The 19010-nt window shown below is 74.2% G+C and carries 16 protein-coding genes and 1 pseudogene; 6 read left to right on the top strand and 11 right to left on the bottom strand.

Going from position 1 to position 19010, the window contains the following annotated elements:
* Positions 1-14 precede the first annotated feature (14 nt).
* The 6 genes from V6D49_RS19815 to hrcA form a co-directional block, all read right to left on the bottom strand.
* A complete protein-coding gene (locus V6D49_RS19815) occupies positions 15-932 on the bottom strand; it encodes a ribonuclease Z (RefSeq protein WP_340561592.1) in 918 nt (305 codons plus the stop codon).
* Positions 933-992: 60 nt separating this feature from the next.
* Positions 993-1346 carry an HIT domain-containing protein gene (locus V6D49_RS19810; protein ID WP_340561591.1) on the bottom strand — a complete coding sequence of 118 codons (354 nt, stop codon included), beginning with the start codon at positions 1344-1346 and terminating at the stop codon, positions 993-995.
* A gap of 30 nt (positions 1347-1376) precedes the next feature.
* Positions 1377-2114: a 16S rRNA (uracil(1498)-N(3))-methyltransferase gene (locus V6D49_RS19805; RefSeq protein WP_340561590.1), complete on the bottom strand. Its 738-nt coding sequence runs from the start codon at positions 2112-2114 to the stop codon at positions 1377-1379.
* Positions 2111-3166 carry a nitronate monooxygenase gene (locus tag V6D49_RS19800; protein ID WP_340564156.1) on the bottom strand — a complete coding sequence of 352 codons (1056 nt, stop codon included), beginning with the start codon at positions 3164-3166 and terminating at the stop codon, positions 2111-2113. Before V6D49_RS19800 ends, V6D49_RS19805 begins: the two co-directional genes overlap by 4 nt.
* Positions 3167-3236: 70 nt before the next feature.
* Positions 3237-4364, bottom strand: a complete 1128-nt coding sequence (gene dnaJ, locus V6D49_RS19795) for a molecular chaperone DnaJ (RefSeq protein ID WP_340561588.1) — start codon at positions 4362-4364, stop codon at positions 3237-3239.
* Positions 4365-5381, bottom strand: a complete 1017-nt coding sequence (hrcA, locus tag V6D49_RS19790; protein ID WP_191207931.1) for a heat-inducible transcriptional repressor HrcA — start codon at positions 5379-5381, stop codon at positions 4365-4367.
* A gap of 196 nt (positions 5382-5577) precedes the next feature.
* Here hrcA and V6D49_RS19785 point away from each other — a divergent pair, with 196 nt between their 5' ends.
* The 3 genes from V6D49_RS19785 to hemW are packed head-to-tail and all read left to right on the top strand — an operon-like array spanning position 5578 to position 8452.
* Positions 5578-6309: an MBL fold metallo-hydrolase gene (locus V6D49_RS19785; RefSeq protein WP_340561587.1), complete on the top strand. Its 732-nt coding sequence runs from the start codon at positions 5578-5580 to the stop codon at positions 6307-6309.
* A gap of 36 nt (positions 6310-6345) precedes the next feature.
* The gene (locus V6D49_RS19780; protein ID WP_340561586.1) at positions 6346-7197 is read left to right on the top strand and encodes a DUF3097 domain-containing protein; all 852 of its coding nucleotides are present in this window, start codon (positions 6346-6348) and stop codon (positions 7195-7197) included.
* A 22-nt stretch (positions 7198-7219) separates the two neighbouring features.
* Positions 7220-8452: a radical SAM family heme chaperone HemW gene (gene hemW / locus V6D49_RS19775; protein ID WP_340561584.1), complete on the top strand. Its 1233-nt coding sequence runs from the start codon at positions 7220-7222 to the stop codon at positions 8450-8452.
* Between the two features lie 242 nt (positions 8453-8694).
* On the opposite strand, the gene rpsT is transcribed toward hemW, so the two are convergent.
* On the bottom strand, positions 8695-8961 hold the full coding sequence (gene rpsT / locus V6D49_RS19770; RefSeq protein WP_340561582.1) for a 30S ribosomal protein S20: 267 nt from the start codon (positions 8959-8961) through the stop codon (positions 8695-8697).
* Positions 8962-9160: 199 nt separating this feature from the next.
* Between rpsT and lepA the strand changes: the two genes are divergently transcribed.
* Positions 9161-11029 carry a translation elongation factor 4 gene (gene lepA, locus V6D49_RS19765; protein WP_340561581.1) on the top strand — a complete coding sequence of 623 codons (1869 nt, stop codon included), beginning with the start codon at positions 9161-9163 and terminating at the stop codon, positions 11027-11029.
* A 466-nt stretch (positions 11030-11495) separates the two neighbouring features.
* Positions 11496-13388 carry an AMP-dependent synthetase/ligase gene (locus tag V6D49_RS19760; RefSeq protein WP_340561579.1) on the top strand — a complete coding sequence of 631 codons (1893 nt, stop codon included), beginning with the start codon at positions 11496-11498 and terminating at the stop codon, positions 13386-13388.
* Positions 13389-13476: 88 nt separating this feature from the next.
* Here the strand turns inward: V6D49_RS19760 and V6D49_RS19755 are convergent, their stop codons facing one another.
* The gene (locus V6D49_RS19755; RefSeq protein ID WP_340561577.1) at positions 13477-13950 is read right to left on the bottom strand and encodes a pyridoxamine 5'-phosphate oxidase family protein; all 474 of its coding nucleotides are present in this window, start codon (positions 13948-13950) and stop codon (positions 13477-13479) included.
* A gap of 162 nt (positions 13951-14112) precedes the next feature.
* Positions 14113-14358 carry a hypothetical protein gene (locus V6D49_RS19750; RefSeq protein ID WP_340561575.1) on the bottom strand — a complete coding sequence of 82 codons (246 nt, stop codon included), beginning with the start codon at positions 14356-14358 and terminating at the stop codon, positions 14113-14115.
* Between the two features lie 70 nt (positions 14359-14428).
* Between V6D49_RS19750 and holA the strand changes: the two genes are divergently transcribed.
* Positions 14429-15421, top strand: a complete 993-nt coding sequence (gene holA, locus V6D49_RS19745) for a DNA polymerase III subunit delta (RefSeq protein ID WP_340561573.1) — start codon at positions 14429-14431, stop codon at positions 15419-15421.
* 4 nt (positions 15422-15425) lie between these two features.
* Here the strand turns inward: holA and V6D49_RS19740 are convergent.
* Positions 15426-17930, bottom strand: a pseudogene (locus tag V6D49_RS19740) (ComEC/Rec2 family competence protein); the annotation flags it as partial.
* The gene (locus V6D49_RS19735) at positions 17927-19006 is read right to left on the bottom strand and encodes a ComEA family DNA-binding protein (protein WP_340561572.1); all 1080 of its coding nucleotides are present in this window, start codon (positions 19004-19006) and stop codon (positions 17927-17929) included. The pseudogene V6D49_RS19740 and the gene V6D49_RS19735, both read right to left, overlap by 4 nt.
* Between the last annotated feature and the right edge of the window lie 4 nt (positions 19007-19010).

Genomic DNA, 19010 nt, shown 5'->3' with positions numbered 1-19010 from the left:
CGGGCGTCCGCGCGCTATTCCGGGGCGGTCCGGCGGCGCGGCACCGGCACGCGCAGCAGGTCGCGGGCCACCGTCAGCTCCCCCGTGAAGCCGGCCGCCCGGGCCTGCCCGGCGAAGACGTCGGGGTCGGGGTAGCGCTGGGAGAAGTGCGTCAGCACCAGGTGGCGGACGCCCGACCCGGCGGCGACGCGGCCCGCCTGCCCGGCGGTGAGGTGGCCGTGCTCCCGGGCCAGCGCGGCGTCCTCGTCGGTGAAGGTCGACTCGATGACGAGGAGGTCGCAGCCCTCGGCCAACTCCCAGACGCCCTCGCACATCCGGGTGTCCATGACGAACGCGAACCGCTGGCCGGGACGCGGCGCGCTGACGTCGGCCAGCCGCACGCCCCGCAGTTCGCCCGCGCGCTGGAGGCGCCCGACGTCCGGGCCGCGCACCCCGGCGCGGGCCAGCAGTTCCGGCACCATGCGGCGTCCGTCCGGCTCCACGAGCCGGTAGCCGAAGGACTCCACCGGGTGGGACAGCCGTCGCGCGGAGAGGGTGTAGGAGCGGGTCCGCGCGAGGACGCCGTCGGCGGCGACGGGCTCCTCGCGCAGCGGAACCCGCTCCCGGTAGGCCGTCGCGTACCGCAGGCGGTCGAAGAAGTGCTGCCCGCTCGCCGGATAGTGGGCCGTCACCGGGTGCGGCACGGCGTCGAGGTTGATGCGCTGGATGACGCCGGCGAGCCCGAGGGAGTGGTCACCGTGGAAGTGCGTGACGCACAGCCGGTTCAGGTCGTGCGCGGCGACCCCGGCGCGCACCATCTGACGCTGCGTGCCCTCCCCCGGGTCGAAGAGGAACCCTTCACCGTCCCAGAGCAGCACGTAGCCGTTGTGGTTGCGGTGCCGGGTCGGTACCTGGCTCGCGGTGCCGAGGACGACCAGTTCACGTACGGACATGCGAAGGGTGCCGGGCTTCCGTGGGGGTGGTGACGGCCGGTGCGGACGCCGCGGACGGGCTCAGCCGGGTGGCCACTGCAGGCCGCGACCGGCCAGGACGTGCGCGTGGGCGTGGAAGACGGTCTGCCCGGCGGCCGAACCGGTGTTGAAGACCACGCGGTACGCCTCGGCCTTCTCCTCTGCGGCCACCTCGCCGGCCTCCTTCAGGACGTCGGCGGCGAGTTGCGGCGCGGCGGCGGCGAGCGTGGCGGCGTCCGGATAGTGCGCCTTGGGGATCACCAACACGTGGGTGGGCGCCTGGGGGTTGATGTCCCGGAAGGCGACGGTCGTCTCGGTCTCACGCACGACCGTCGCCGGCACGTCGCCCGCGACGATCTTGCAGAACAGGCAGTCGGCCTGCGGTTCTCCAGCCATGCCCCGGACTCTACCGCCCGGCCCGCCGCGTCAGCCCCAACGGCCGGAGCGGCCGAGCAGCAGCGCGGCGGCGGCGGTGCCGGCGGTGGAGGTGCGCAGCACGGTCGGGCCGAGTCGGTACGGGCGCGCGCCCGCCTCCGCGCAGGCCGCCAGCTCCTCCGGGCTGACCCCGCCCTCCGGCCCGACGACGAGCACGATGTCGCCCTGCGGCGGGAGTTCGGCGCGGGCCAGCGGCTCGCCGCCCTCCTCGTGCAGCACGGCGGCGAACGCGGCCCCGGCCAGCAGCGGGCCGAGCCGCCGGGTCGAGACGGGCTCGGCGACGTCGGGGAACCGCAGCCGGCGCGCCTGCTTGCCCGCCTCGCGGGCGGTGGCACGCCACTTGGCCAGCGACCTGGCCCCGCGTTCGCCCTTCCACTGCGTGATGCAGCGGGACGCCGTCCAGGGCACGATGGCGTCGACGCCGGTCTCCGTCATCGTCTCCACCGCCAGCTCGCCCCGATCGCCCTTCGGCAGCGCCTGGACGACCGTGATCCTCGGATGCGGTGCGGGCTCGGTGCGCACCTCCCGGACGTCGACCTCCAGCCGGTCCTTCCCGGAGGCGGCCGTCACCGTGCCGTGGCCGCCCGTCCCGGCGCCGTCGGTGAGCACGACCTCCTCCCCCGCGCGCAGCCGCTTGACCGAGACGGCGTGCCGTCCCTCGGGGCCGTCCAGCAGAACCGGCCCCGTCCGCAGCCGTCCCGGTTCGACGACGAAGACGGGGGCGGTCATGCCGGGCCCCCGGGCTCGGTCCGCCGGCCGGGCAGGGCGGCGCGGGCCTCGTACAGTTCGGCGGTCAGCAGGGCGACGAGTTCGGCGGCCGGCAGCGGACGGGCCAGCCGGTGGCCCTGGCCGGCCCACAGGGCCATGCCCTGCGGGTCACCCGCCGCGGCGGCGGCCCTGCGCAGGGGCGCGGTGAGGTGGTGGAGCTGCGGGTAGGCCGCCGGTGCGTAGGGGCCGTGCTCCCGCAGGAAGCGGTTGACCAGGCCACGGGCCGGTCGTCCGGTGAACGCGCGGGTCAGCTCCGTGCGCGTGTAGAGGGAGCTGGTCAGTGCCGCCTTGTGCAGCGGATGGGCGCCGGACTCGGGGCAGGCGAGGAACGCGGTCCCCAACTGCGCCGCGCTCGCGCCCGCCGCGAGGACGGCGGCGATCTGCCCGCCGCGCATGATGCCGCCGGCCGCCACGAGCGGCAGCGGCACCGCTTCGGCGACGGCCGCCAGCAGCGGCAGCAGCGCGAGCCCGACCCCCGGGGCGTCGTCGCGGGGGTCGGGCTGGTGGACGCTCAGGTGGCCACCCGCCTCGACACCCTGCACACACAGCGCGTCGGCCCCGGCCCGGTGCGCGGCACGGGCCTCGCTCGGCGAGGTGACCGTGACGACCGTCACCGTGCCCACGGCGGCCAGCCGCTCGAGCACCGCCGGATCGGGGCAGCCGAAGGTGAAGCTGACCACCGGGACGGGATCGTCGAGCAGGACGGCGAGCTTGCCGTCGTACCCGTCGTCGGTCCCCAGCTCCGGATCGCCCAGCTCCGTCTTGTACCACTCGGCCTCGCCCGCGAGCTGCTCCGCGTAGACGGCGATCCGCGCCGAGGCGTCCTTGCCGGGACCGACGGGCGGCTGCGGCAGGAAGAGGTTGACGCCGAAGGGCCGGCCGGTGCGCCGCCGCAGCTCGCGGATCTCGGCGTACAGGGCCTCCGGTGTCTTGTACCCGGCGGCGAGGAACCCGAGGCCGCCCGCCTCGCTCACGGCGGCGGCCAGCTCGGGCCCGGAGCCGCCACCCGCCATCGGCGCCTGCACGACCGGGTGCTCGTACAGGGCGCTCAGCGGGGGCGGCGGGTGCCCGGTCACCGGTGGATCACCGGCCGCTCCAGGCGTCCTTCAGCCGGGAGAACAGGCCCTGCTGACCCGGCTGGAACTGGCCCGTGGGACGCTCCTCGCCGCGCAGCTTCGCCAGCTTGCGCAGCAGCTCCTCCTGCTCGGGCTCCAGCTTGCCCGGCGTCTGCACCTCGACGTGCACGATGAGGTCGCCCCGGCCGGAGCCACGCAGGTGCGTCACACCGCGCCCGTGCAGGGGGATGGACTGGCCGGACTGGGTGCCGGGCCGGATGTCCACGTCCTCGACGCCGTCCAGCGTCTCCAGCGGGCACTTGGTGCCCAGCGCGGCGGCCGTCATGGGGATGGTGACCGTGCAGTGCAGGTCGTCGCCCCGGCGCTGGAAGACCGGGTGCGGCGTCTCGCGGATCTCGACGTAGAGGTCGCCGGCCGGGCCGCCGCCGGGGCCGACCTCGCCCTCCCCCGCGAGCTGGATCCGGGTGCCGTTGTCGACACCGGCCGGGATCTTGACCGTGAGGCTGCGGCGGGAGCGGATGCGTCCGTCGCCCGCGCACTCCGGGCAGGGCGTGGGGACGACCGTGCCGAACCCCTGGCACTGCGGGCACGGGCGGGACGTCATGACCTGGCCCAGGAAGGACCGGGTGACCTGGGAGACCTCGCCCCGGCCCCGGCACATGTCGCAGGTCTGCGCCGAGGTGCCCGGCGCGGCGCCCTCGCCGCTGCACGTGCCGCACACCGTGGCGGTGTCGACCTGGATCTCCTTGGTGGTGCCGAACGCGGCCTCCTCCAGGGTGATCTCCAGCCGGATCATGGCGTCCTGGCCCCGGCGGGTGCGCGACCGCGGACCGCGCTGGGCGGTCGTCCCGAAGAAGGCGTCCATGATGTCGGAGAAGTTGCCGAAGCCGCCCGCGCCGAAGCCACCGCCGCCACCCGGGCCGGCCGGGTCGCCGCCCAGGTCGTACATCTGCTTCTTCTGCGGGTCCGACAACACCTCGTAAGCGGTGTTGATCTCCTTGAACCGCTCCTGGGTCTTCGGGTCCGGGTTCACATCCGGGTGCAGCTCGCGCGCCAGCCGGCGGAATGCCTTCTTGATCTCGTCCTGCGAAGCGTCGCGCTGCACGCCCAGGACCGCGTAGTAGTCCGTGGCCACTTACGACTCCGCGAGAAACTGTCCGACGTAACGTGCCACTGCGCGTACCGCTCCCATCGTTCCGGGGTAGTCCATGCGGGTCGGTCCGACCACGCCGAGTTTGGCGACCGTCTGGTCGCCGGAACCGTAACCGACCGACACGACGGACGTGGAATTGAGACCCTCGTGCTCGTTCTCGTGCCCGATCCGCACGGTGACGCCCGGGTCCGTGGCCTCACCGAGCAGCTTGAGCAGCACGACCTGCTCCTCCAGCGCCTCCAGCACGGGCCGGATCGTCAGCGGGAAGTCGTGCCCGAACCGGGTCAGGTTCGCCGTGCCGCCGATCAGCAGGCGCTCCTCGGTCTCCTCGACGAGCGTCTCCAGCAGCGTCGCCACGACCGCCGAGACCGCGCCGCGGTCCTCCGCGTCGAACGACTCCGCCAGGTCCTGCACGAGGCGGGGCACCTCGGTGAACCGCTGGCCCGCGACCCGGCTGTTCAGCCGCGCCCGCAGGTCGGCCACGGACGCCTCGCCCACCGGGTCGGGGCAGTCGACCATGCGCTGCTCGACCCGGCCGGTGTCGGTGATGAGGACCAGCATGACGCGGGCCGGGGCCAGCGCCAGCAGCTCCACGTGCCGCACCGTGGACCGCGTCAGCGACGGGTACTGCACGACGGCGACCTGCCGGGTGAGCTGCGCCAGCAGCCGCACCGTCCGGCCGACGACGTCGTCGAGGTCCACCGCGCCGTCGAGGAAGTGCTGCACCGCGCGCCGCTCGGGCACCGACATGGGCTTGACGCCCGCCAGCCGGTCCACGAAGAGCCGGTAGCCCTTGTCCGTGGGGATGCGGCCCGCGCTGGTGTGCGGCTGGGCGATGTAGCCCTCGTCCTCCAGCGCGGCCATGTCGTTGCGCACGGTGGCCGGGGAGACGTTGAGGCTGTGCCGCTCGGTGAGCGCCTTGGAGCCCACCGGCTCCTCGGTGCCCACGTAGTCCTGGACGATGGCGCGCAGCACCTGGAGTCGACGTTCGCTGAGCATGGTGGCGCACCTCCCGTCCGGCCGTGCCTCGTCCTGCCCTGTCGTTCCCGGTCATTCCCGCCCTGGCACTCGGGGGGCCCGAGTGCCAATTCCCGGGACCAGTGTACGGCCGGGTACCACGGCCCGGGCAAGGGCGGCCGGACCGACCGTACCCCGCGACGGGCGCGGCGGCCCCCATGCCGTTAGCGTCGGCCGTATGACGGCACTGCTGAACGGGGAGTGGGAGGAGCCGGCGCCCGGTGTGGTGCGGCGGCGGCTGCCCGGCTGGGACGAGACGGTCGGGGCGGTGCGCGGGCGCGACGGCGTGCTGGTCGTCGACACCGGCGCCTCCCTGCGCGCGGGCGCCGCGATCCGGCGGCAGGTCCAGGAGCTGTTCGGCCTTCCTGTGACGCACATCGCCCTCACCCACCCCCACTTCGACCACGTGCTCGGCACCGCCGCGTTCGCCGGGGTCGAGGTCTACGGCGCGGTCGGCATGACGGCGCTGCTCCCCCGGCTCGCCGACGAGCTGCGGGCCGACGCCGTCCGTCACGGCCTGGCACCCGACGAGGCCGCCGGGGCGGTCGACGTCCTGGTCGCCCCGCACCACCAGGTGTGCGGCGAGCTGACGCTCTCGCTGGGCGGCGGGCGTCAGGTGATGCTGGCCAACGTCGGCCCCGGGCACACGGCGCACGACCTGGCCGTCTTCGTGCCGGGCGACCCGGAGGTCGTCTTCTGCGGCGACCTGGTCGAGGAGTCCGGTGAACCGCAGGCCGGGCCCGACGCGCACCTCGGGGTGTGGCCCGACGCCCTCGGCCGCCTCCTCGCCCTCGGCGGGCCGGACGCCGTGTACGTCCCCGGCCACGGTGCGCTCGTCGACGCCGCCTTCGTCCGGGCCCAGCGCGACGCCCTCCGCGCCCGCTTCGCCACCGAGTCAGGGGACGCGTGAGGACGGCTCCGCACGGGGCGGGGGCACAATGCGGGGATGCGCCGCAACGACCGTCACAGCCGCTATGACAACGTCGACTTCACCGCGCCGTGGAAGCGCCAGGCCCCGGCGCCCGAGGTGGCCGCCGACGCCGGCCTCGTCGTCGAGGAGGCCGACACGGGATTCTGCGGCGCCGTCGTCCGCTGCGAGAAGACCGCCGAGGGGCCGACGGTCACTCTGGAGGACCGCTTCGGCAAGCACCGCGTCTTCCCCCTGACGCCGCGCGGCTTCCTGTTGGAGGGACGCCCGGTGACCCTCGTCCGGCCCCGGCGGGCCGCCTCCCCGCAGCCGCCGCGGCGCACCGCCTCCGGATCGGTCGCGGTGCCCGGCGCCCGGGCCCGCGTCGCCCGCGCCGGGCGGATCTACGTCGAGGGGCGGCACGACGCCGAACTCGTCGAGCGGGTGTGGGGTGACGACCTGCGCGTGGAGGGCGTGGTCGTGGAGTACCTGGAGGGCGTCGACGACCTGCCCGCCGTCGTCGAGCGCTTCGGGCCGAGCGAGGACGCCCGGCTCGGCGTCCTCGTCGACCACCTCGTGCCGGGCTCGAAGGAGTCCCGCATCGCCGAGGCCGTCGGCGGCGAGCACGTCCTCGTCGTCGGCCACCCCTTCGTCGACGTGTGGGCGGCGGTGAAGCCCGCCTCGCTCGGCATCGACCGCTGGCCCGACGTGCCGCGCGGCCAGGACTGGAAGACCGGCGTGTGCCGGGCGCTCGGCTGGCCGCCCAACACCGGTGCCGCCTGGCAGCGCGTCCTGGCCGCCGTGCACTCCTACCGGGACCTGGAGCCCGAGCTGCTGGGCCCGGTGGAGCGGCTGATCGACCACGTCACGGTCGGCGGGCCGACCGGCTGACGCGATCACGGACAATGGACGCATGCCCTCCGCACTTCCCGACGGCGAGCCCGTCCCCGTGGACGGCGCGCTGCCCGCCGCCGCCCTGGCCGGGAGCGCCGACCGTCCGCTCGGCTTCTACCTGCACGTCCCCTACTGCGCGACCCGCTGCGGGTACTGCGACTTCAACACCTACACCGCCGACGAGCTGCGCGGCGCGGGCGGCGCGTCGGCCTCCCGCGAGACCTACGCGGCGACGCTGACCGAGGAGGTGCGGCTCGCCCGCACGGTGCTGGGCGACGACCCGCGCCCGGTGAGCACCGTCTTCGTGGGCGGCGGCACACCGACCCTGCTGCCCGCGGCCGACCTGGGCCGGATGCTCGCCACCGTCCGCGAGGAGTTCGGGCTGGCCGACGACGCGGAGGTGACCACCGAGGCCAACCCGGAGTCCGTGGACCCGGCGTACCTGGCCGAGCTGCGTGCGGCCGGCTTCAACCGCGTCTCGTTCGGCATGCAGAGCGCCCGCGCGCACGTCCTGCGCGTCCTGGACCGCACGCACACGCCCGGCCGGCCGGAACGCTGCGTCGCCGAGGCGCGGGCGGCCGGGTTCGAGCACGTCAACCTGGACCTGATCTACGGCACCCCCGGCGAGTCCGACGACGACTGGCGGGCCTCACTGGACGCCGCCATCGGTGCCGGGGCGGACCACGTCTCGGCGTACGCGCTGATCGTCGAGGAGGGCACTCGGCTCGCCCGGCGCATCCGGCGCGGGGAGGTGCCGATGACGGACGACGACGTCCACGCCGACCGTTATCTCATCGCCGAGGAGGCGCTGAGCGCGGCGGGCTACACCTGGTACGAGGTCTCCAACTGGACCCGATCCCCGGCCGGGCGCTGCCGGCACAACGAGCTGTACTGGACGGGTGCCGACTGGTGGGGCGCCGGGCCGGGCGCCCACAGCCACGTCGGCGGCGTGCGGTGGTGGAACGTCAAGCACCCCGGCGGCTACGCCCAGGCGCTGGCCGAGGGCCGCTCCCCCGGCGCCGGGCGCGAGGTGCTCGCCGAGGAGGACCGGCGCGTGGAGCGCATCCTGCTGGAGCTGCGGCTCGCGGACGGCTGTCCGCTGCACCTGCTCGCCCCGCAGGGCGCGGACGCCGCACGTCGGGCGCTGGCCGACGGGCTGCTGCGACCGGACGCCTACGCCGACGGCCGCGCCGCCCTCACCCTCCGGGGCCGCCTCCTGGCCGACGCCGTGGTCCGCGACCTCGTCGACTGAGGCGGGGGCCTTCGGCATGCGCGCCCCACCGTCACGCGGGCATGCCGAAGGCCCCGCCTCCCGGGGATGGGAGGCGGGGCCTTCGGGTGGTACCGGTGTGCGCCGCACCCGCGTGGCGAACGCAGGCCGCGTGCGGCGCCGTCGTGCTTCCGTCGGTGCCTCGGGGACGGGCGGCTGATGAGAGGGCAGCCGCGATCCGTCACCGCGTCACCGCGGTGGGGCCGCCCGTGCGGCCCCGCGGATCACTTCTGCAGGTTGGAGACCTGGCGGGCCAGCGCCGACTTCTTGTTGGCGGCGTTGTTCTTGTGCAGAACGCCCTTGCTGACGGCCTTGTCCAGCTTGCGGCCGGCCACGGCGACGGCGGCGGTGGCCTTCTCGGGCTCACCGGCGGCGACGGCCTCACGCACGCGGCGCACGGCGGTCTTCAGCTCGGACTTGACGGCCTTGTTGCGCTGCCGGGCCTTCTCGTTGGTCTTGATCCGCTTGATCTGGGACTTGATGTTCGCCACGAAGGAGCCTTTTCAGGATCGGAGATGTCTCTTCCGTGCGCTCGCGGCGGCCGGCGAAGAGGGCGCACGGCGGCACGAGGCACAGTCGCCCACGGTACCAGCAGGGCTGTTGACCGCCCTAATCGGTCCGTGGGCGGGGGACGTGGGACGATGGGGGCGACGTACCGAACCGCAAGCCATGACCTCGACAGGACCCCGCGTGCCCGCGACCCCCTCGAACGTGCCCGAGCCGCGTCGTACCGACCCGGCGCTGATCCGCAACTTCTGCATCATCGCGCACATCGACCACGGCAAGTCCACGCTCGCCGACCGGATGCTCCAGCTGACCGGCATCGTCGAGGAGCGCCAGATGCGCGCCCAGTACCTCGACCGCATGGACATCGAGCGCGAACGCGGCATCACGATCAAGTCGCAGGCCGTGCGGATGCCGTGGTCGCCGACGTCGGAGGACGGCGCCGCGACCCCGCACATCCTGAACATGATCGACACCCCGGGGCACGTCGACTTCACCTACGAGGTCTCCCGGTCGCTCGCCGCGTGCGAGGGCTGCATCCTCCTGGTGGACGCCGCCCAGGGCATCGAGGCGCAGACCCTCGCCAACCTGTACCTGGCGATGGAGAACGACCTCACGATCATTCCGGTGCTCAACAAGATCGATCTGCCGGCCGCCCAGCCCGACAAGTTCGCGGCCGAGCTGGCCCACCTGATCGGCTGCGAGCCCGAGGACGTCCTGCGGGTCTCTGCCAAGACGGGTGAGGGCGTCGGGGAGCTGCTGGACGAGGTCGTGCGCCTGGTTCCCCCGCCCGTCGGCGTCAAGGACGCACCGGCCCGGGCGATGATCTTCGACTCCGTCTACGACGCCTACCGGGGCGTGGTGACGTACGTGAAGGTCGTCGACGGCGAGCTGGGGCGACGCGAGCGCATTCGCATGATGTCGACGAACGCCGCGCACGAACTGCTGGAGATCGGCACCAACTCCCCCGAGATGACCGCGGCCGACGGCCTGGGCGTGGGGGAGGTCGGCTACCTGATCACCGGCGTGAAGGACGTGCGGCAGTCCAAGGTGGGTGACACGATCACCCAGTTCCACAAGGGGGCCACCGAGGCGCTGCCCGGGTACAAGGACCCGAAGCCCATGGTCTTCTCCGGCCTCTACCCGCTGGACGGCTCCGACTACCCGGAGCTGCGCGACGCCCTCGACAAGCTCCAGCTCAACGACGCCGCGCTGGTCTACGAGCCGGAGACGTCGGCGGCACTGGGCTTCGGCTTCCGGGTGGGCTTCCTCGGCCTGCTGCACCTGGAGGTCATCCGCGAGCGACTGGAGCGCGAGTTCGGCCTCGACCTGATCGCCACCGCTCCGAACGTCGTCTACCGCGTGGTGATGGAGGACCGCACGGAGCACATCGTCACCAATCCGAGCGAGTTCCCCACCGGCAAGGTGGAAGAGGTGCACGAGCCCGTGGTGCGGGCGACGCTGCTGGCGCCGAGCGAGTTCATCGGCGCGATCATGGAGCTGTGCCAGACCCGCCGGGGCAACCTCCAGGGCATGGACTACCTCTCCGAGGACCGCGTCGAGCTGCGCTACACGCTGCCGCTCGCGGAGATCGTCTTCGACTTCTTCGACGCGCTGAAGTCCAAGACCCGCGGCTACGCCTCCCTGGACTACGAGCCCACCGGCGAGCAGAGCGCGGACCTGGTAAAGGTCGACATCCTGCTGCACGGCGACAAGGTCGACGCGTTCTCCGCCATCGTGCACAAGGACAAGGCCTACGCGTACGGCGTCCGCATGGCCGGCAAGCTGCGCGAGCTCATCCCGCGCCAGCAGTTCGAGGTGCCCATCCAGGCCGCCGTCGGCTCGCGGATCATCGCCCGCGAGACCGTCCGCGCCATCCGCAAGGACGTCCTGGCCAAGTGCTACGGCGGTGACATCTCCCGCAAGCGGAAGCTGCTGGAGAAGCAGAAGGAGGGCAAGAAGCGGATGAAGGTCGTGGGCCGCGTCGAGGTCCCGCAGGAGGCGTTCATCGCCGCCCTCTCCAGTGACGACAGCGGCGAGAAGAGCAAGAAGTAGATCCCCCGTACGAGGCGGGAGCGAACCGGGTTCACCACCGGCTCTCTCCCGCCTTTTGCGTTCCCCGCGCCGGTGCGCGTTCGATTCGTCCGGCCGAAAATGCCGTCGGACGCACGGAATTCGGATAGGCACGCCGGGACAGCGGACCGGTCGGACGAAAAGGGCCGGTTTCGACGTTTCCCCGCCGGCCCTTCCTCCGTTGTTCCCTCCGGATACCGGCCCGGAAAGGACGACACGATGAGTCGGCTGGACAGTGGGTCACCAGGCGTGGTCGCCGCAGCACGAACGCACTGGGCGAAGCGCCGGAAACGTTGTGCCCGGTCACAAACCCGGGGCGGGCCGCAGCGTAACGAAAGCGTTGCGCCGCCGCAGGCTCTTTCGTCCCCGGGCCCTGGCCCTTAGTCTGATCAGCACTTCAGTTACTCGTGAGTCACCCCCCAGAACGACGCGGGCCACGGAGGATGTCGTGAGCGACACGCAATCCCAGATCGAAAACCGTCCGCCCTCCGTGGCGGCACTGTTTCTCGAACGCATCGAAGCCACTCCGGAGGGTGAGGCCTATCGTTATCCGGTGCCGTCGGCATCGGGCTCCGGACCGGACGATTGGAAGTCCTACACCTGGGCCCAGGCGGCCGACCGCGTCTTCGCCGTCGCCGCCGGTCTGATGGACCTCGGCATCGAGCCCGAGCAGCGCGTCGCGATCATGTCCAACACCCGGGTGGACTGGATCCTCGCGGACCTGGGCGTCATGTGCGCCGGGGCCGCGACGACGACCATCTACCCCGGCACCAACGCCGAGGAGGCCGCCTACATCCTCGCCGACTCCGAGAGCCGGGTACTGGTCGCCGAGGACGCCACCCAGCTCGCCAAGGCCCGGGAGAAGCGCGCCGAACTCCCCGACCTCGCCCACGTGGTGGTCATCGACCCGGCGGGTGAGCCCGTCACCGACCCGGCCGACCCCGAGGGCTGGGCCCTGACGCTCGACGAGCTGATGACGCGGGGCCGCGGCTACCTGGAGAAGCACCCCGACGCCGTCACCGAGACCGTCCGGGCGCTCCGGTCCGACCAGCTCGCCACCCTCATCTACACCTCCGGCACGACCGGCAAGCCCAAGGGCGTACGGCTCCCCCACGACAACTGGTCCTACATGGGCAAGGCCATCGCCGCGCAGGGCCTGGTCGAGCCGGACGACGTCCAGTACCTGTGGCTGCCGCTGGCCCACGTCTTCGGCAAGGTGCTGACGACCGGCGGGGTCGAAGTCGGTCACGTGACCGCGGTCGACGGCCGCATCGACAAGATCATCGAGAACCTGCCGGTCGTCCAGCCGACCTACATGGCCGCCGTGCCCCGGATCTTCGAGAAGGTCTACAACGGCGTCGCCTCCAAGGCCAAGGCCGCCGGCGGCGCCAAGTACAAGATCTTCCTGTGGGCGGCCGAGGTGGCCCGCGAGTACGCCAAGGTGACCCAGGACAACCACCGGCGCACCGGAACGGCCTCCGCGCCCACCGGGCTGAAGATCAAGCACGCGATCGCCGACAAACTCGTCTACGCGAAGCTGCGGGACGCCTTCGGCGGACGGCTGCGCGCGTGCATCTCCGGTTCGGCCGCCCTCGCCCCGGACATCGGCTACTTCTTCGCCGGTGCCGGCATCCACATCCTGGAGGGCTACGGGCTCACCGAGTCCAGCGCCGCCAGCTTCTGCAACCCCGGCGAGGGCTACCGCACCGGCACCGTCGGCAAGCCGCTGCCCGGCTGCGAGGTCCGCATCGCGGAGGACGGCGAGGTCCTGCTGCGTGGCCCCGGCATCATGCAGGGCTACCACGGGCTGCCGGAGAAGACCGAGGAGGTGCTGGAGCCGGACGGCTGGTTCCACACCGGCGACATCGGCGAACTCTCCGACGACGGCTTCCTGCGGATCACCGACCGCAAGAAGGACATGTTCAAGACCTCCGGCGGGAAGTACGTCGCCCCCACGGAGATCGAGGGCCGCTTCAAGGCCGTCTGTCCCTATGTCTCCACCATCCTGGTGCACGGCGCGGACCGGAACTACTGCACGGCGCTCATCGCGCTCGACGAGATCGCCATCATGGGCTGGGCCGAGGAGCACGGGCTGAAGGGCAGGAGCTACGCGGACGTCGTCGCCTCCCCCGAGGTGCGGGAGCTCGTCGGCGGGTACGTGGAGCGGCTCAACGAAAACCTCCAGCGCTGGCAGACGATCAAGCAGTTCCGCGTCCTGCCGCGCGACCTCGACGTCGAGCACGGCGAGCTGACGCCGAGTCTGAAGCTGAAGCGGCCCGTCGTCGAGCGGGAGTTCGGCCACCTGCTGGAGGAGATGTACGCGGGCGCACGGGAGAAGTAGCCACCGGTGACGTGAGCGGCGCGAGCGCCGGGGGCGCCGGGTCCGGGACGGGTGTTCCGGACCCGGCGCCCGCCGCCGTCCGTCCGGCTCACACCCGCCACAGGCCGTCGCGCATCAGCAGTCGGCCGGCCAGTTCGTTCTCCTCACGCCAGGCGCGCACGGTGCGCGGGCGGCAGCGGAGGAAGACCCACTCCGCCCGGCCGCGCGGGTCGAAGCCGGTACGGGCGACGAACGACGCGCCCTCCTCCGGGGAGAGACCGTCGGTGGCGACGGCCTCCGTGACCGCCTCGATCAGCACGACGTCCCGGGTGTGGCCGAGGGCGAGCCGCGCGAGCCCGCCCGTGCCCGTGCCCGACAGCAGGTTGCGGGCCGTCGGAGTGCCGCGTCGGGTGCACAGCAGCAGGGTCTCACCGTCGTAGGCGAACGACAGGGGCACCATGCACGGCACACCGTCCGGGGAAGCGGTGGCCACCCACACGTCCACGTCGTGCGCCAGTCTTTCCAGGACGTCACGCTTGCGCTGGTCGGCCGGGCGGGGAGGGGCGGGGTCGCGGTGCGTCATGGTGGGCACGCTAGCCAGCCCGCCACCCCCGCGTATCGGTCGGCCGACCCACCGCGGCGTAGGCCCTTGGACCTGGGCCGTCGGCCCGAGCCGACCGGCAGGCAGACAGGCAGGCAGGCAGGCAGGCAGGCAGGGGGAGACGGCACGCGCGACCGACCCGCGTCAGTCCCGCTCGAGCCAGCCGTCGTGGGAGGCGGCCAGCGCGTCGAGCGCGGCGGCGTCCCAGCGCGCCCCCGGGTCCTCCACCACGACGAGCCACTGGGCGTCCTCGGCGTCGTCCTCACCGGCCAGCGCGTCGCGCACGAGCTGCGGCTCCTGCGGCAGACCGAGCCGTTCGGTCAGTTCCTCGGCCACTTCCTCCGCGCTGTCCCGGTCGGGCAGGACGAGCACGTGTCGTACATCGTTCACCGGGCCATTGTGCCGGTGTCCGCCGCGTGCGGCCGAGGGGGTGTCCGAGGGGCGTGGGATGCTGGGCGCGATGCCCCCGAAAGCGAAGAACACCGCAGCGGACCACGTCCTCGCGCCGTGCAGCCTCCTCGTCGGTCAGGAGGAGCTGCTCGTCGACCGTGCCGTGCGCCAGGTCGTCGACGCCGCGCGCGCCGAGGACGCCGACACCGACGTGCGGGAGCTGGCGCCCGGCGAGTTGCAGCCGGGCACCCTGGCGGAGCTGACGAGCCCGTCGCTGTTCGCCGAGCGCAAGGTCGTCGTCGTGCGGCAGGCCCAGGACCTGACGGCGGACACCGTCAAGGACGTCAAGGCGTACCTGTCGGCTCCCGCCGAGGAGATCACCCTCGTGCTGGCCCACGCGGGCGGCGCCAAGGGCAAGGGCCTGCTGGACGCCGCGCGGAAGGCCGGGGCCCGTGAGGTGCCCTGCGCGAAGGTCACCAGACCGGCCGACCGGCTGGCCTTCGTGCGCGGGGAGTTCCGCGGGATCGGTCGCTCGGCCACTCCGGAGGCCTGCCAGGCCCTGGTGGACGCCATCGGCAGCGACCTGCGGGAGCTGGCCTCGGCGTGCGCGCAGCTCACCGCGGACGTCGAGGGGACGATCGACGAGGCCGTGGTGGGCCTCTACTACACCGGCCGCGCCGAGGCGTCCAGCTTCACGGTGGCCGACCGCGCGGTGGAGGGCCGCGCCGCCGAGGCGCTCGAAACCCTGCGCTGGGCACTGGCCACCGGTGTCGCCCCCGTCCTCGTGACCAGCGCGCTGGCCCAGGGCGTACGCGCCATCGGCAAGCTGGCCTCGGCGCCGGGCGGTATGCGACCGGGGGATCTGGCCCGCGAGTTGGGCATGCCGCCGTGGAAGATCGACCGGGTGCGTCAGCAGATGCGGGGCTGGAACGCGGACGGGGTGTCGGTGGCGCTCCGCGCGGTGGCGGAGGCCGACGCGGCGGTGAAGGGCGGCGGCTACGACCCCGCCTACGCGCTGGAGAAGGCGGTGGTGACGATCGCCCGCGCCGCCCGCTCGCGCTGACCCGTCCGGCCGCGTCCACCGCGAGCGCCCCGTCGAGGTCGGTGCGGTGGATCTGTGCCCCGGCCCTTCGCAGGGCGGTCAGGGTCACCGGAGCGGGGTGGCCGTGATCGTTGTCCTGGCCGCACGAGACGAGGGCGATTCCGGGCGCCAGCCGATCGAGCAGCGGCGGGTGCTGATGCGCCGACCCGTGGTGCGCGACCTTGAGCACGTCCACCCGCGGCAGGTCCGGGCGGGCGGCCAGCAGCCGCCGCTGAGCGGCGGGTTCGAGGTCGCCGGGCAGCAGGACGGTCAGCCCCGCCGTCCGCAGCAGCAGGGTGACGCTCGCGTCGTTGATGCCCAGCCCCCCGGCCCCGGCGGGCGGCCACAGCACCTCCCAGCTCAGCCCCCGGCCCACGCGGCGGCGTTCGCCCTCGGAGGCGGTCAGCAGGGGTACGCGCGCGGCAGCGGCCGTCCGCTCCACGAACCGGGCCTGTGCCGAGCCGTCCGGGACGGTGGTGACCTGGACGGCGCCGACCGTCCGGCCCCGGAGGACGCCGGGCAGGCCGCGTACGTGGTCGGCATGGAAGTGGCTGAGGACGAGCAGCGGGACGCGGTCGACTCCGAGCCTGCGCAGGCACCGGTCCATGGCCCGTGGATCGGGCCCGGCATCGACGACGAGGGCCGTGCCGGGGCCCGCCGAGACCACCAGGCCGTCCCCCTGCCCGACGTCGCACATGACGAGCCGCCAGTCCGGGGGTGGCCAGCCGGTCACGGCCCGGGTGAGGGGCGGCGGGCGCACCAGCGCGACGACGAGGAGCAGGGCGAGGCAGGCGGCCGGCCAGGGACGCCGTAGGACCCGGCGGGCCAGCGCGAGCGCCACCAGGGACGCGGCCGCCAGGAGCGCGGCGCCGGACCAGCCGTCGGGCCAGCTCAACTCGGCGCCCGGGAGGGCGGCGCCGGTGCGGGCGACGAGGCCGATCCACCGGGCGGGCCAGGCGGCACACCACAGCAGCGGTACGGCCAGTGGCGGCACCACGGACACCACGGCCAGCGCCGCCCAGCCGAGCACCGTGACCGGCGCGAGGGCCAGCTCGGCGAGCAGGTTGCACGGGATGCCCACGAGGCTGACGCGGGCCGTGAAGACGGCCACCACCGGTGCGCAGGCGACCTGCGTGGCGACCGCGACGGACAGGACCTCCGCCAGCCGGTGCGGAACACCGCGCCGCCGCAGGGCGCGGCTCCAGCGCGGGGCGACGGTCAGCAGCGCGGCAGTGGCCAGGACGGAGAGCAGAAAGCCGTAGGAGCGGGCGAGCACGGGATCGTGGAGGACGAGAAGCAGCACCGCGGCGGCCAGGGCCGGGAGCAGGGAACGGCGGCGCCCGGTGGCGACGGCCAGGAGGGTCAGACCGCCGCAGACGGCCGCCCGCAGGACGCTGGGCCCGGGACGGCAGACGGTGACGAACGCGAGGATGAGCCCGCAGCCGAGGACGGCGGTCACGCGCAGCGGCACACCGAAGCGGCCCGCCAGACCGCCGCGTTCGGCCAGCGACGCCCTGCCGGGGGCGCCGATGAGGACGGTCAGCACCACGGCGAGCTGGCTGCCGCTGACGACGATCATGTGCGTCATGTCCGCCGTCTCGACCGCCTGCTGGAGGTCGGGCGGAATGCCTGCGGCGTCCCCGACGATCAACGCGGGCAGCAGGGCACGGGCGTCGGCTGGCAGCCCGGCACAGGCCGCGCGGAGGTCCGCCCGGATGCGCCCCGCGATCCGCTGCACGGTGTCGGGCGGAGCGATGACCTGCGGTTCCCCGGTACCGGAGGGCCGGAGCACCGCCGCCAGCCGCCCGCCCTGGCCGGGGAGGGGCGGGGTGAGGCGGGCGGGAAGCCGGAGCCGGGTCGACGGCAGCAGGGAGAGCCAGCGGTGCGGCGCGTCGACGACGGCCACGACGAGCACCGGGCTGCTGATCTCCGTCACGCCACCGTCCGGAGCGGTGACCCGCGTGGCCTCGGCCGTGACGACGACGGGACGCGGGGCTCCGTCGGCACGGGGCCGCGCGAGCCGGGGGTCCGCGGTGAGGGTGATCTCCACGGTGGTGTGGGCCCGTCGCTCGGCGAGCTCCGCCAGCGGCCCGGCACCGACCGCCGCCGTGTGCAGGCCGGCGACCACGCCGCCGGCCGCCGCGCACAGCAGGGCCAGCGCCGTGCAGACCAGAAGACCCCGCGAGGCCCGTACCGGACGGCGGGTCCGCGCGACGCCGAGGAGGACGCAGGCCGTCAGGCAGCAGCAGCCCGCTCCGGCGGCGACGAGACGTCCGTCGGCCCCCAGGGCCAGGGCCGCCGCCGCCCACGTGGCCAGGGCGGGCGGTACCAGCCGCAGGTCGGGCGGTGCCTCCTCGCGCGGGTGGGAGGCGCCGAGGCGGTGGCCCGAGGCGGTGTGCACGGCGGCCCGGGGCCCGGCGGCCGTCGACCCCGGCGGGGGGTGCGCGGCCGCACGCGTGACCCGACCGGCGCGGGCGGGCGGTGTGGTCACGGGACGACCCGGTTCTCGAGTTCGGCGAACCTGCTGTCACCGATGCCGCCGACGTCCCGCAGCTGATCGACGGTGCGGAACCCGCCCTGCTCCGTCCGGTGGTCCACGATCTTCCGGGCCAGCACGGGCCCGATCCCCGGCAGGGTGTCCAACTCCTCGACCGTCGCCGTGTTGAGGCTGACCGGCCCCGGTCCGGGCCCCGCTCCGCCCTCCACCGGCAGGCCGCCGGGGGGCGGTGTCACACCGACGAGGACGTGCTCACCGTCGAGCAGCACGCGGGCGCGGTTCAGTGCGACGGTGTCCGTCCCGGTACGGACGCCACCGGCGGCCGCGAGGGCGTCCGCGACCCGGGAGCCCGCCGGGAGCCGGTGGACGCCCGGCTCCCTGACCTCGCCCGCCACGTCCACGAGGACGTGGCCGCCCTCGGCGCCGGCCGCAGGTGAGGGCGACGGGGCGGACGGCGGGGAGGGGCCCGCGTCGAGCGCGGTGACGGCCGCCGGGACGCGGACGGGCTCCGGGCGGCCGTCCCACAGCTCCAGGCCGGCGAACCCGGCGGCCACCAGCAGGACGACGACCAGCGCGGCGACCGCCCGGGGCTCCACGGCGCACCGTGTCTGGAGCCACAGCGGCAGCCGGTCGCGCAGGGCGGGGCGCGCGGGGTGCGGCGCGCCGGACGGCGACTCGGACAGCGACTCGGGCGGGGAGGGTGATCCCGGAGCGGGTGTCCGGTTCCGCCCGCGCTCCGGCGCCGGTGAGGGTCGCGTGGTACCGCGCCGCAGTCTGCTGCGCCGGACGGCGTCCCGGGCCGCCGCGACGGCGTCCTGCCGCGACAGGGCGGCGGCGTCCGGCCGCGCGCCACCGCCGGGACCGGGAGGCGGGGATACCGGGTCCAGGGCGCGGTCCGGCCCCGGCTCCGGCCCCGGCTCCGGCCCCGGCTCCGGCTCCGGGAGCCCGGGCGGTGGTGCGGCGAGCAGCGTGGCGGCGCGGGCCCGGACCACCGCCCTGTGCGCGGCGGACTTTCGCCCGGCGGGCTTCCGCCCCGGGCCCGTCGTGTCGGTCTGCGATCGAGGACTCATGCGC

It is taken from the genome of Streptomyces sp. GSL17-111 (assembly GCF_037911585.1).
Classification (GTDB): Bacteria; Actinomycetota; Actinomycetes; order Streptomycetales; family Streptomycetaceae; genus Streptomyces.
Note: the sequence above shows the minus strand (reverse complement) of the source record. Positions and strands in the feature narration are given on the sequence as shown.

What these genes read in the sequence shown, in the direction of transcription:
- V6D49_RS19815 (WP_340561592.1), bottom strand. Translation starts at nt 932, where the DNA reads ATGTCCGTACGTGAACTGGTCGTCCTCGGCACCGCGAGCCAGGTACCG.
- V6D49_RS19810 (WP_340561591.1), bottom strand. Translation starts at nt 1,346, where the DNA reads ATGGCTGGAGAACCGCAGGCCGACTGCCTGTTCTGCAAGATCGTCGCG.
- V6D49_RS19805 (WP_340561590.1), bottom strand. Translation starts at nt 2,114, where the DNA reads ATGACCGCCCCCGTCTTCGTCGTCGAACCGGGACGGCTGCGGACGGGG.
- V6D49_RS19800 (WP_340564156.1), bottom strand. Translation starts at nt 3,166, where the DNA reads ATGGCGGGTGGCGGCTCCGGGCCCGAGCTGGCCGCCGCCGTGAGCGAG.
- hrcA (WP_191207931.1), bottom strand. Translation starts at nt 5,381, where the DNA reads ATGCTCAGCGAACGTCGACTCCAGGTGCTGCGCGCCATCGTCCAGGAC.
- V6D49_RS19785 (WP_340561587.1), top strand. Translation starts at nt 5,578, where the DNA reads ATGACGGCACTGCTGAACGGGGAGTGGGAGGAGCCGGCGCCCGGTGTG.
- V6D49_RS19780 (WP_340561586.1), top strand. Translation starts at nt 6,346, where the DNA reads ATGCGCCGCAACGACCGTCACAGCCGCTATGACAACGTCGACTTCACC.
- hemW (WP_340561584.1), top strand. Translation starts at nt 7,220, where the DNA reads ATGCCCTCCGCACTTCCCGACGGCGAGCCCGTCCCCGTGGACGGCGCG.
- V6D49_RS19755 (WP_340561577.1), bottom strand. Translation starts at nt 13,950, where the DNA reads ATGACGCACCGCGACCCCGCCCCTCCCCGCCCGGCCGACCAGCGCAAG.
- holA (WP_340561573.1), top strand. Translation starts at nt 14,429, where the DNA reads ATGCCCCCGAAAGCGAAGAACACCGCAGCGGACCACGTCCTCGCGCCG.
- V6D49_RS19735 (WP_340561572.1), bottom strand. Translation starts at nt 19,006, where the DNA reads ATGAGTCCTCGATCGCAGACCGACACGACGGGCCCGGGGCGGAAGCCC.